Source organism: Bacteroidota bacterium, from assembly GCA_030706745.1.
Taxonomy (GTDB): Bacteria; Bacteroidota; Ignavibacteria; order Palsa-1295; family Palsa-1295; genus PALSA-1295.
Map to the genome: position 1 here is coordinate 330,730 of JAUZNX010000003.1, position 12,755 is coordinate 343,484.

The window sequence follows — 12,755 nt, forward strand, 5'->3', positions numbered from 1 at the left end:
GTTGGTTTTCGGATGAAGGTGAGTGATTCCGGAGCCGCTGTTGTTTTCCTTGATGACTTACATTGATTCGAACCTATCACCGCGCATCGAATCAGTTATTAGTCTCTCCGGGCTATACCCAAGCTCTTCAGAATCAGCAACCACCGTGAATTCCAGGCATCGAACACTTCTCTTGTTTCCACTACTGTTTCTTTGCGTTGAATCACCGGCGTTTGGCCAGTTGAAATACGATTTTCATCAATTCTGGCACGAGACCGGCTCGTTTGTATCGGGCCCATTCAACTGGCAAACGCAGGATTGGCTCAACGTAAGCTTGGTCGGTGTTGGGACGCTCTTCGCGCTCCAAGCGGATTTGACTGTGCGGAAGGAGATGCTCCTGGACCGCACCTACTTCAACTCCATGGAGGCGGGACGAGTATTTGGCGAACTCTATTCTCCGCCGGTCTTCTTCGGTGCCTTTGCTGCTTACTCATTGATCACGAATGATCTGAGAGCGAGAAAGATCGCATACGAAATCGGGCAATCCTCCTTGTATGCGGCTGGAATTGTAGCCATCACAAAAATTATCGTGGGTCGAGCTCGACCAAGTGTCTCTGACAGCGAGAAGTCGTTTCTGCCGTTCCGCGTCTTCAGCCTTGGTGATGATTATCATTCCTTCCCGAGCGGTCACACCGCAGTCGCATTCGTGATCTCCACCGTGCTATCAAGAAACATCGTGCCTCTGTGGGGAAAGATTCTGGTCTATGCACCCGCGCTATACACGGCCACGTCTCGCGTGTACCAGAATTTTCATTGGAGCTCGGATGTCTTTGCTGGAGCCTTCATCGGATACTTCGTCGCCAAGTGGGCTGTCGATCTTCACGAGCGAGGTGGCGCCAGCATCGGCACTGCCGCTTCTATGAAACAATCCGTCTTTCAGCCCTCGGCATACCTCCCCTTGATCACAATTCCGATCAATTGACAATTGATGGATGTAAGGGGAAACAAAGAGGACATGCTACAGTGGCCAGATTAGTGCAAACCCATTCCCAGTCGGTACAATCATAAGGCCGGCATGCTTCGGTGAGTTCGTCTTCATGTCGTAATGGTCTTCTTCCTGGGAAACCCAATAACCGGCGGCAGTACCAATGACACCACCAAGGAATGTATCGCTAAGCCAGTGCTCGTCGGAATAGAGTCGTCCGAATACCGTCGCGGCCAAACATGTATACAGTCCAATGGAAGCATAGGTGTTGCCGATGTCGGCAGCAAGGGATTCGCTAAGCGCAGCGGCGACAGTCACGTGGCCAGATGGCATTGAATTCCAGACATTGCTCAGCGAGAAACCATGGTATACAAACGAGCCTTGGTTGAGAAATGGCCGGTTCCGGCCAACGATAATTTTTAGCGCAGTCGTTGTCAGACCGGCGTAAGCAAAGGACTGCAGCACATGTCGCCCCATGACCCGAAGCTTATTGTTGTCGGTCTCGAGCCCAACCGAATAGAGTGTGATCGCAGTCAGACCGGTAGCAATGCCATTGCCGTAAAAGTTATTTCCAAACTTCTCAATCTGGTCGCCGAACTTCCCCTGATTATGCTGGAAGAAGCTGCGAGCAAGAGGATCATCGACAACTTCGAGCATCGCTGTGAATCCGATGCCAGTAGCCATGATAGCCCACTCTCGCAAATTCCAGTGGAGTGGTCGCTGCACATATTGTAAGCCATCGTAAGCACCTTCTTTGACATCATGCCAAATAATATGCGAGGCGGATGACTCTTTGAGAGCCGCAATGGTGCTCGAATCAGCGTGGATGGATGTCGTGTCGGACGGGTTCTTTGCGGGAAATTGTGCATCCGCCTGCGAGCATACCAACAGAAGAAGAAATACGATAAGGCATCGAATCATAAGTCGAGAAAAAAGTATCACAAGACCTGAGAAATTTCGGTTCCATAAGAAACGGTTCGGCGGCGAAGTCGCATCGCTCGGTAAGCATCGGGTCCCTTGCAAAGCACGCCTTTGTTGACAAATACGAAGACGACATTTGCCGACCCGATGCTTCGATGCGATTGAACGCTTACTTGGTTTCGCCTTCCTGGATTTCGTGCTGCCGATGCTTTACCTTCGCTTTATGGATGGCCTTCCCCGGTGCGTGGTAGACTTTTCTGGCAGTCTTCTTCGTGCCGGACCAGGCTTTCCCTGTGGCTTCTTTCGTGTCGGCTGCGGCCTTCTTTACGACGTGCTTGCGATGCGCACGCTCGACCTTGTCCGCTTTATCGTCGGGGGTTTGACTGATGACTCGAATCGGCAGAATGGAAAGGAAAAGCGCAATGCCAAGGAGATAGGGTAATCGTTTTAACATAATCGTAATGCAGAAATTGAAAAGTTGAATGGGGTCTATCAAGCAGAAACACTGCTTCAATAATAATGCCTGTCTGAAATATCTTCTAGGCTGGTACAAAAAGCTATTTACTTGGATGCCGTCTCCAGTCTCCAATGCATCGCAACTCCGCTGCCTTCCGGCGAGGAGTATACCCCCAAGGACATGTCCTTTGTACCAATGCGATGTAGTTCTGGAATCAGGATGCCGCAGACGGTCCCGATTGTCAAGCCCACCGCAGCATCAGATGGGAAATGATCGAGTGCCTTCAACCGGGCATAGGCCATTGCCAGCGATGGGACGCTTGCAGCGGCGTAGAGCCAGTACTTATCCGCGCCCAACTCCGGATGGTAATCGGAGAGGACTTTTGCCATGAAAAAGGCGGCAGCTGAGGCCGAAGCAACATGACCGCTATAAAATGAATTCTTGTTGTTCCCATTGTGCCGATCGACCGGTGCATCAGGATAATAAACAACTGGCCGATAGCGTGTTTGAAACGATGGACCAAGCGGTGAGATCGTGTAAAAACTAACGACGACCGCATTTACTTCCATCGCCATTAGCAGCACATCACCCCAATCCTTGCGGATAGAACCATCCAGAAGAAGCCCCAGCGGTGCCGCGGCCATACCGATCTGAAGGTACAGCGAGTAATTCTCGTATGTCGGAATCAGCGAGGCGTCCTGCCGCAAGGACCATCGATCGTAGCTTGGGACACTGCTGGAATTAAGCGCAAGAAGGTCGGCGTCGGTAAAATTCGGCTTCGCTCGCACGGGAATGGTGAGCAATCCGCCCGCCGCTCCTGCAACACAGATCCCACCGGTCACCCAGTAATTCAGATGATATACAGGTGAGGTAGAATCCCTCGAGGCTGTCTGAGCCTGGACGGCATCCGCCTGGGATAGTGCGATGCTGAACACAAGGCTACATGCAAGCCAGTATCGATTGAAAAAATGCATTAAGATTGTTGAATTGTAGATAACATACTCGATAAAGATCAGCTTCAATTATAATGCCCACCACGTTCTGCATCTTCGAGATAGAGCATCAAAAACAACTTCTGCTCTGTGTTGACCGTATGGATCGTTGAAAAATTGGGGGAGTCCCGCACGCTTGAATAGATCGACTGCTCGATGCCGACGCTCAGATTATGATAGACTCCAACTGTAACGCGCGGTTTGATAATCGCGATAAAGTTGTTGCCCGGCTCCCCCACATAAGTATGAAACCAATAGTAATTGGCGACCAACTTGAAGCTCGCGCTGGCGCCGAAGTTTAGCGTGGATTCGAATTTTGCCTCAGCTCCGCCACCAAAGTTGAAATCCCCCATTTGCGAGGTATCGCTTGGACCTGCGCTCTTATTGTTACCGCCAAACGGCACCAGATCGAGATGAAGAACGGTAAACCAGGACGTGTTTCTCAAGATCGGCATGCGTGCCACGATGCCTCCTCCGAAGCCCAGCGTGGTGAGTTCGTATGTTGGATTGTCCCAAAAATCATAATTCTGAAACACTCCGGAGAGAAGCGCGACATTTCCAAAATTGTCGTTGCCTCCAGCAAGCAAACCATACCCCGTTACGTCATTGATAATCTTTCGTCCCAAACCGATATTCACTTCCGTCAGGATTTTGAAGAAATCGTATGGCTTCCGATCAATCCGTTCAAATGGATTACCGTAATCGAGTTGGACATTCAGCAATTCGCTCGTATTGCCGCTGAGGAAATTGTTACTCGCATCATTGACCTTATGGATGCCAGCAAAGAGTGTTATGTTCAGCGGTTCCTTTTTATAAACTTCCTGATCGGTCACATGCGAGAGCTTTCCATCAAAGAGCCTCACAGCGAACCTGCCAGGACTCAAAATTCCTGCGACTGTCTCGCGAAGTACTCGTTCGGAGCCAGTCGTGCGGTCGTCAAGCACATTTGAACTGAGGCGATATAAGATCTCGCCCCCGAACATACCACCAATGGTTGTGTAGATGATGCTGTTCCGTTCAGGCGTTACATTTTCGCCGAATAACTTCCAGGCATAGCTCCCTGCAAGCGCGTAAATTGCCGCTTCCCAAAAATCGTAACCCGTAGCTCTGGCGGCGTCGAAATACATGGCACCCGTATAGGGATGCAAGAACATATCGTTTCCAAATCGGGTCGAATCCCAGACCCAGCCGTTTCCCCAGGGCGCACCCGCCCGGAGATTTCTGCCCCACGAATTCAGACTGACTCGGGCCCAGTCGAATTTCATGAGGTATTGATCCGCCAGATTCAACAGAGCTTCCTGCCCGATGATATGGAGTGCCGGTACATACCATGGCGCTTTTTTATTGTAGAGAGGGTCATCTACGCGAAGGTTGCCATACATGTCAAACAACACCGTATCCAGAGATTGGACTTTCTTGCTCGTATCAACTTTGGGTGTGTCCACGACAATCTCGCGAGACGCTGAGAATGGCGAAACTGATTGCGCAGCCGATAATAGCTGTTCACCAGTTGGCCCGTTCGATGCACCCCGTGTCTGAGCGTGCAATAATGAACCGCATAAGACTACCCACAGCATTGTGAATAGTATCCGTGTATTTTGAATACTCATATATTATGTAAATCCCATCAGTCCGTTGTATCCGGGCTGGATGTCAAAGTGGAGAAACGCTCGGACTTACTAAAAGTCCTCTTCCAGCTTTGCCTTCTTGAATATTATTCTGAAAAGAGCATCTGGTTGCGATGCACTTCGATAGCAATGCAAAAATATGAAGTTAGCTGGCAACAATCCTTACATATCTTTGGAAAAGAGTTACATCATTCACACATTCTTGGGCGAGAATGGTCAGAAAGCGAAGTATGCTTCCCTTCACATCACCCTTGCTGCCCATGATTGTTTGGATTGCGGACCAATCGGTTGTTGATGGAGTGGGCGCGGAGGGCGCTGTCATAGGCACTCCGGTCAGTGCAAGCACCGCCTTCAATTTCTCAGTGAGCCTGCGGACCTCGCCTCTGCCTTCAATATGCATATACTTAATTGCCAGTGTCTCGCCCACGAAATGATTATGAAGCGCAGTGATCTCGAACCCGCTTTCAACAAAGCTTCGACTCAACTGCGGGTACTTCACTCTCGGTCAGGACCATGCCTCCCATCACCATAACATGTCCGCCATGCGGAGCAAAGCCGAACCACCCTGTCACGGCAAGACCCGACGAAACGGGTACATTCCCGATCTTTACGTTTAGGTCTGCCGTGTAAATGTAACTTTGAAGTATCCATCCTTCTCCATTCCCTTACGGCCGAGGACATCCTCGATAGTCCTCCAGTCGTGCGTGTGCGGTTGCGCGAATCCGAGTTGTGATATGAATACGAGGCCGACAATTAAAGAAATTCGAACAGACTTCATAGTGGCGTGACAAAGGTGATGCTGTCTATTGAAAGACTGAATATGCCGCATTGCGCCGATGCGGATTGGCATCCCAACTCCGTGGATGCATAATGCAATTCTTGCAACAGTAGCCTCGGCAGGACTCGAACCTGCGACACCCAGTTTAGGAAACTGGTGTTCTATCCAACTGAACTACGAGGCCTCATTCCAATTACGAAATACGAATGACGTAGTACGAATGGCCTAACAGGAGCAGCGCGTTGAATGCTCCGTCGGTCCCATTGGTCCATAGGACCTATTGCCTAAATGCGGTTCGCGCTTCATCCACACTCCCAAAGATTTGAAACACGATCGGAAAACCAAGGAGATCGAGAATGTGAAATATCTTGTCTGGGAGCGCGGCAAGTTTGATGTCGCCGCCTTCCGCGCGGACTTCTTCGATGAGTCCCATGAGCACGCCGAGACCAGCGCTCGAAATGTATTCCAACTTACTGAAGTCGATAATGATATGATGGCTATGCTCGGTGCGGACCGTTCGCTCCAAAAATCGTTCGAATTCCGTCGCGGTATGGGCATCGAGTTGACCTGAAAGCGCGATCACCGTTTCCGGATCGGATTCCTTAGAGTTAACACCGATGTTGAATCTCGGGCGAGTGGCTGACAGTGGTTCCATAGACCTCAGGAACACTCGTTCACGGCGGGCCGCTCCCTCCGGATTCAGGCATCGAAAAGAATTCTCGGCTTAGATTTGTAACAATCTACTTTGCATCTTATGAAAATTGGCGTTCTCGGTACAGGAATCGTGGGCCAGACTATTGGCTCGAAATTGATAGAATTGGGGCACGAAGTTCTTCTGGGTTCTCGCTCCGCCTCGAATGAAAAAGCAGCGAAGTGGTCTAGTATGTCTGGACCGATGGCCTCGCATGGCACATTTGCAGAAGCGGCCACGCATGGCGAACTCCTCTTCAATTGCACGAATGGCATTAGGGCACTCGATGCACTTCGGATGGCTGGTCCCAAGGCCCTCGCCGGCAAAATCCTCATTGATGTATCGAATCCCCTCGATTTTTCCAGTGGCTTTCCTCCAACACTCTCCGTCTGCAATACCGAATCGCTGGGCGAGCAAATTCAACGAGAATTTCCGGAGACAAAGGTCGTCAAGGCCCTGAATACCGTAAATTGCATGCTGATGGTCAACCCATCACTTGTTCCAGGCGAACATGATATCTTCGTGAGCGGCAATGATGCTGAGGCGAAATCACGAGTGCGGGACATTCTGACCGATTGGTTTGGCTGGCGGATCGTGATCGATCTTGGTGACATTACTTCGGCGCGCGCAGTTGAGCAAGTACTTCCGATTTGGGTACGGCTGATGGCCCTGTATAAGTCACCCCAATTCAACTTCCATATTGTTCGCGGTTAATACTACATTATCAGCACCCTATGCGCATCGGAATTATCGGCCAGCCCTGCATCGACGAAATCTTCCACCGCGAGAAGCCCACTGAGAAGCCGGTATTGGCTTTGGGTGGAGTGCTCTATTCCTATGCGGCAATGGAGCGCCTCATCCAGGCCAATGGATCGGACGCTGATTGGTTCGAACCCCTGACGTGGCATTCCAGACAGGATGCCGCATTCATCAATTCCTTGCTCGATAAACTGCCACATCTGGAGCGCGAGAGCGGCCTTTGGCCGACGGATGCTCTGACAAACCGTGTGCAACTCGTTTATTACTCGAGTGGTGAGCGCGCGGAAGGATGCCCTAACGCTTTGCCTGAGCTAACTCCAGAACAACTCACTCCGGAATATCTTGGGCAACTCGATGGGTTGTTTGTCAACATGATTTCGGGCTTCGACGTATCCATCGAAACGCTCGAGGCTGGACTGAATAAGGCGGCCAAACGTCCATTCATACACCTCGATGTTCATGCGCTCGTACTCGGCGATCTCTCGCAGCCGTTGACGCCGGGTCAATATGGAAAAGGCCGCGAGCCACGAGGTGTAAAGAACTGGAGACATTGGTTGGAAGTCGTTGACTCTGTTCAGCTTAACGAGTTTGAAACACGATGGCTTGGATATCCGGAAGTTACCTCCGAGGGTGATTTACTTGATTTCGCGAGGCAGCATGGGCCATGGGCCAACCTCAAGTTTCTCATCGTGACTCGAGGTGCCCGTGGCGCAACATTGCATGATCTGAAGAGTGGCGAAATCCATCATGCCGCACCACCAAAAGTCAATGTCGCAAATGCGACCGGTTCGGGGGACGTGTTTGGATCGGCGTTCCTCTATTCGACTCTCCGAGGCTCCCCTCCGCCCCACGCACTGAAAGAGGCTGTGCGCTGGGCAACATGGTCCGCGACGCTCCCATCGGTAGAACAGATTCTTAATGCGCCAGCACCATAAGACCTACGGTACTCGTTACGCGTTTCTGATAATTCGTTACTCTTAATCCGACACCTGTTACTCGTTACTCGTTACTCACACGACATGCGCGAACTCTACCCAGCACTCGAACCCTACAATACCGGCTTCCTCCCTGTCTCGGAACTTCACACTCTCTATTACGAGGAAAGCGGCAACCCGGCGGGCCAGCCCGCCGTGTTCGTCCATGGCGGTCCGGGCGCTGGCACCGGACCCGACCACCGGCGATTCTTCGATCCGAAGCATTACAGGATTATCCTATTCGATCAGCGTGGCTGTGGACGCAGCACGCCCCATGCAGAATTGCGAGAGAATACGACATGGGATCTGGTTGCAGATATGGAGAAGTTGCGCGAAACGCTTGGGCTTGACCGCTGGCTCGTCTTTGGTGGCTCCTGGGGCTCGACGCTCGCACTGGCATATGCCGAGACTCATCCCGAACGAGTAACTCATCTTGTGCTCCGGGGCATTTTCCTCCTACGTCCCTGGGAGATCGATTGGCTATATCAACAAGGCGCGGACGCCCTCTTTCCGGATTTTTGGGAGGAATATCTCAAACCGATTCCCCGCGAAGAACGCAACGATCTGCTCGCGGCCTACCATAAGCGGCTGACCAGCAACGACCGGGCAATCCGAGTCGAAGCGGCAAAGGCGTGGAGCAAGTGGGAAGGATCCACCTCGAAACTGCTAATCGATCAGCACATGATCGATCAGTTTGAAGACGAGGACTTTGCGATTGCGTTCGCACGGATCGAGTGTCATTACTTTGTCAATAATGGATTTATGGAATCGGGGCAGTTGCTGCGAGATGCACACCGGATCAGGAAAATCCCGACTGTGATCGTGCATGGCCGCTATGATGTCGTCTGCCCCATGCGTAATGCCTGGGATTTACACAAAGTACTACCGGACGCGAAGCTCGTTATCAGCCCGACTTCGGGTCACTCGGCGCTGGAGAAAGAGAATGCATCTGCTCTGCTCGATGCCACGGATGCTTTCCGAATCTGAGATTGTTCCACGCCGAACATCAAAAGTATTCCACGGACGATACCGACTCATCACGTGAATAATCACAATCAGAACCACCATCCCTCGCTCCGTTTTCGGCGCGTCCTCCTGAAGCTCTCTGGCGAAGCGCTTATGGGGGACCTGGAGTATGGAATCGACCCGAGAATCCTCGACCAATTTGCGCGCGAAATTGTGCATGCCGCCGGGATGGGAGTTCAGATCGGCATCGTCGTTGGTGGTGGCAATATTTTTCGAGGCGTCTCTGGCAGCACGGAAGGCATCAGCCGCGTCCAGGGCGACCAGATGGGAATGCTAGCTACAATGATTAATGCACTGGCACTGCAAAACGCCATCGAGTCAAAGGGACTGTATAGCCGGCTCATGTCGGCGATCACGATGAATGAGTTTGCAGAGCCGTTTATTCGGCGCAAAGCAATCCGGCATTTGGAAAAAGGCCGTGTTGTGATCTTTGGCTGTGGCACCGGCAATCCATTCTTTACCACGGATACCGCTGCAGCCTTGCGCGCAGTCGAGATCGGCGCCGACGCAGTAATGAAGGGCACCCGCGTGGATGGCATCTACGATTCCGACCCGGAGAAAAATGCCGATGCGCTCCGCATTCCAACCATCACCTACATGGATGTTCTTCAAAAAGGCCTCCGCGTTATGGACCTGACGGCGATCACGCTTTGCCAGGAAAATCAGATTCCAATCATCGTCTTCAATATGAACCTGCCAGGCAATCTCGAGCGGGTACTAACGGAAGATGGGATTGGGAGTGTGGTTGCATAGAGCCTCCTTTGCGTATTATAGCTCCATTGATTTTATAGAATCTATACATTCCGTAAGCTGTTTTCTCATCAGAAATGACTACGATAAAAGATATTCTCCACGACTGTGATACCCGCATGGCGAAGGCTATCGAGAGCCTTCGGAACGAACTCGCCAAAATTCGCACAGGCCGCGCAACGACCGCACTACTCGATACTGTCCACGTCGAGGCATACGGCTCGGAAGTGCCGATTGCGCAGGTCGGCAATATCAATGTCTCGGATGCGCATTCCCTGAGCGTGCAAGTGTGGGATAAGGGGCTGATGGGAGCTGTCGAAAAGGCCATTCGCAATGCGAATCTCGGTCTTAATCCGGTCAATGATGGTCAGGTGATTCGCGTCCCCCTCCCGCCCCTGACCGAAGAGCGCCGCAAAGAGATAGTCAAGCTCGTCAAGAAATTTGGCGAGGAAACAAAAGTCTCCGTCCGTAACGTCCGCCGGGATTCGATGGAACACTTGAAGAAAGCCGAAAAGGACCAACACTTTTCCGAGGATGAGCGCAAGCGCGGCGAAGAAGAAGTCCAGAAAAAGACGGACGCGAAAGTGAAAGAAACGGACTCCATCATCTCGATTAAAGAGAAAGAAGTAATGGCCGTTTGAGGCGAGAACGGCTCGAATTCGGCACCGCATGCGGGTTAGTGCTCTCCTTATAGCCTCCGAGTTTGGTTTTACTTGAAAATTTTCGTATCTTTAGGAACTGCGACGGATCCCACCCTTCATCGCACTCCGGGATTCGACAACTTTTTCAAAGAAAAATCATGAGAATACCACGGCTCGTCCTATTTACGGTCCTCGCGTTGGTGCTTGCGATCGTGTTTATCTCCAATGTCTTCGGACAAACATACAAACGGCACGCGCTGATCGAAGAAAGCACCGGGACCTGGTGCCAGTATTGCCCGTTCGGTGCATATCTCATCGATTCCGCCGAGAAGAAGATGAAGGACTATGCCGTCGTCATATCCTATCATGGCCCGCTTGGGACTCAGAATGACCCGATGTGGATCGCCCAGGCCGATACGATGAATGACAACTATCCGTCCGCGAGTTCTGGGTATCCATGGGCAGTCATAGGTCGAGATGCGGCAACGAGCAATCGAAATCTTTGGGATGCACAGGCAGAGTTTGACGCAGGTGAAGCACCGCTTGTTGATTTTCGGGTAGTGAATGCGACATTCAACTCGAGCAACCATAGTGTCGATTTTGATCTCGACATCACACCTATCGTCTTAGGTCAGACGCCAACTGAGGACACCGCAACATTTGTCGTCATCGCTGCCGTGACAGAAGATGGAATCGTCGCCCCTCAAGAATTGAATGGTGTTGGCACCATCGATAATTTTGTTCATCACAACGTCGCACGCGCCTTTGGCAGCAAGGTGATGGGCGATGCCATCGTTCTCGGAACGAAGACCTCGGTATCCTGGCCGGTCCGGAAGCATTATCATATCTCGACAAGTGATAAGGGCGTTAATGACTTCGTGCAGGATTCGATCAGAATTAAGGCCTTCGTAGCTCGGAGATCAAAGACGGCATCCAATGGAGAAGTCTATTTGGATGCGGGTCAGACAACATACATCACGAAGCTTCCGAGCAATGCTACCCGATCGGTTTGGCCCGTGTTACCACAAGCTGGACAGATGGTGAGCGGCACGACGATGCCGGTCGTCTGGGGCCGCGGAGGCGGCGCCGCGTCGAGCGTCAAGATCGAGTATTCTCTGGATAACGGCACGACCTGGAATCTGGTCGTCGCATCAACAAACACCTCTCCCTATCAATGGGCGCTCCCGGATACCGTGTTTGGCCAGAATCTGGTTCTCCGAGTGACCGATGCACAAGATGCTTCGCTCGATTCAACCACCGGCGTTTTTTCTATCGCGCCCAAGCCATATTTCACGGTCGAATATCCGAAGACGAACGACACCCTTTGGGTTGGCGACACCGTCCATATCAATTGGACGTCATACGGCGCGAGCGAGAACGTCACGCTCGAGTATTCGACCGATGGAAGCACATGGAGCCTGATCAAAGCTGTAAGTGCTGTCAGCACGTATCAATGGATTGTCCCGGCAGGTGCGGAAGGTGCAAGCGTCATTGTGCGCGTTCGTGATGCAAATGGCGCGCTCGGCACCACGGGTGCATTCTCAGTATTCGCGGTTGGCGCGATCAACTCGGTGACACTCGATGGAGGCCCCAACTTCTCCCCCAACGAGCAGACGACGGTGCACTGGACTGCTTCAGGTTTCCTCGGCAAGTCATTACGCATTCAAGTTCTGAATAACAGTCAGACCCCATTTGTATGGCAAGGGCTGGCGGCAGGAGTCGATCCCACTCTAACGCAGCTTGCTGTTACGATGCCTGGCTGGACAGCGACCCAGACCAAAGTGCGTATTCTCTCCAATGAAATTGGGTCTGTCATCGCCTACTCCACACCATTCGATATCACAACCTCGAGTGATGTTGCACCAGTTGGCTCGAATGCTAATCACGTTACGATTTCACCCGATCCGCTTTCGAATTCTGCGACGGTGAGTTTCAATCTTCCGGAAGCAGCGAGTGCAACGCTTATCCTTCACGATCTTCTGGGCCGAGAAGTATTGCGCCTTGCGCCGGGAGGACTTCCGGCAGGCCAACAGACGCTCACATTGGATGCGTCGAACCTTGCGGCAGGGACATATACCTACACCCTCATCGCGGGACAGACGAGCATCGGAGGCAAGTTGGTAGTCGTCCACTAACGGGACGATTGCCGCCTGATTGATTCGGGAACGCCGCCC

Annotated in this window: 13 protein-coding genes and 1 tRNA gene; 7 read left to right on the forward strand and 7 right to left on the reverse strand. The window is 51.9% G+C overall.

Going from position 1 to position 12,755, the window contains the following annotated elements:
- The first annotated feature begins 220 nt into the window (after positions 1-220).
- Complete coding sequence (locus tag Q8902_06170) at positions 221-961, forward strand: phosphatase PAP2 family protein (protein MDP4199138.1); 741 nt, start codon at positions 221-223, stop codon at positions 959-961.
- A 36-nt stretch (positions 962-997) separates the two neighbouring features.
- Here the strand turns inward: Q8902_06170 and Q8902_06175 are convergent, their stop codons facing one another.
- The 7 genes from Q8902_06175 to Q8902_06205 all read right to left on the reverse strand — a co-directional run bounded on the left by Q8902_06175 (position 998) and on the right by Q8902_06205 (position 6,395).
- Positions 998-1,885, reverse strand: coding sequence for a phosphatase PAP2 family protein (locus tag Q8902_06175; protein ID MDP4199139.1), 888 nt, complete (start codon positions 1,883-1,885; stop codon positions 998-1,000).
- Positions 1,886-2,054: 169 nt separating this feature from the next.
- Positions 2,055-2,339: a hypothetical protein gene (locus Q8902_06180; protein MDP4199140.1), complete on the reverse strand. Its 285-nt coding sequence runs from the start codon at positions 2,337-2,339 to the stop codon at positions 2,055-2,057.
- A 107-nt stretch (positions 2,340-2,446) separates the two neighbouring features.
- On the reverse strand, positions 2,447-3,277 hold the full coding sequence (locus tag Q8902_06185; GenBank protein MDP4199141.1) for a phosphatase PAP2 family protein: 831 nt from the start codon (positions 3,275-3,277) through the stop codon (positions 2,447-2,449).
- An 83-nt stretch (positions 3,278-3,360) separates the two neighbouring features.
- Positions 3,361-4,779: a DUF3943 domain-containing protein gene (locus tag Q8902_06190; protein ID MDP4199142.1), complete on the reverse strand. Its 1,419-nt coding sequence runs from the start codon at positions 4,777-4,779 to the stop codon at positions 3,361-3,363.
- 796 nt (positions 4,780-5,575) lie between these two features.
- Positions 5,576-5,740, reverse strand: a complete 165-nt coding sequence (locus Q8902_06195) for a hypothetical protein (GenBank protein MDP4199143.1) — start codon at positions 5,738-5,740, stop codon at positions 5,576-5,578.
- 110 nt (positions 5,741-5,850) lie between these two features.
- Positions 5,851-5,924, reverse strand: a tRNA-Arg gene (locus tag Q8902_06200).
- 93 nt (positions 5,925-6,017) lie between these two features.
- Positions 6,018-6,395 (reverse strand): STAS domain-containing protein, encoded by a 378-nt coding sequence (locus tag Q8902_06205; GenBank protein MDP4199144.1) that lies wholly within the window; start codon positions 6,393-6,395, stop codon positions 6,018-6,020.
- Between the two features lie 99 nt (positions 6,396-6,494).
- Between Q8902_06205 and Q8902_06210 the strand changes: the two genes are divergently transcribed.
- The 6 genes from Q8902_06210 (at position 6,495) to Q8902_06235 (ending at position 12,716) form a co-directional block, all read left to right on the forward strand.
- Positions 6,495-7,145, forward strand: a complete 651-nt coding sequence (locus Q8902_06210) for an NAD(P)-binding domain-containing protein (GenBank protein MDP4199145.1) — start codon at positions 6,495-6,497, stop codon at positions 7,143-7,145.
- Positions 7,146-7,165: 20 nt separating this feature from the next.
- A complete protein-coding gene (locus Q8902_06215) occupies positions 7,166-8,125 on the forward strand; it encodes a carbohydrate kinase family protein (protein MDP4199146.1) in 960 nt (319 codons plus the stop codon).
- Between the two features lie 84 nt (positions 8,126-8,209).
- Entirely contained in the window at positions 8,210-9,151 is a 942-nt protein-coding gene (pip, locus tag Q8902_06220; GenBank protein ID MDP4199147.1) for a prolyl aminopeptidase, read from the forward strand.
- Between the two features lie 54 nt (positions 9,152-9,205).
- The gene (pyrH, locus tag Q8902_06225; protein ID MDP4199148.1) at positions 9,206-9,943 is read left to right on the forward strand and encodes a UMP kinase; all 738 of its coding nucleotides are present in this window, start codon (positions 9,206-9,208) and stop codon (positions 9,941-9,943) included.
- A gap of 74 nt (positions 9,944-10,017) precedes the next feature.
- A complete protein-coding gene (gene frr, locus Q8902_06230; GenBank protein MDP4199149.1) occupies positions 10,018-10,581 on the forward strand; it encodes a ribosome recycling factor in 564 nt (187 codons plus the stop codon).
- Positions 10,582-10,739: 158 nt separating this feature from the next.
- Positions 10,740-12,716, forward strand: coding sequence for a T9SS type A sorting domain-containing protein (locus tag Q8902_06235; protein MDP4199150.1), 1,977 nt, complete (start codon positions 10,740-10,742; stop codon positions 12,714-12,716).
- Positions 12,717-12,755: the final 39 nt, after the last annotated feature.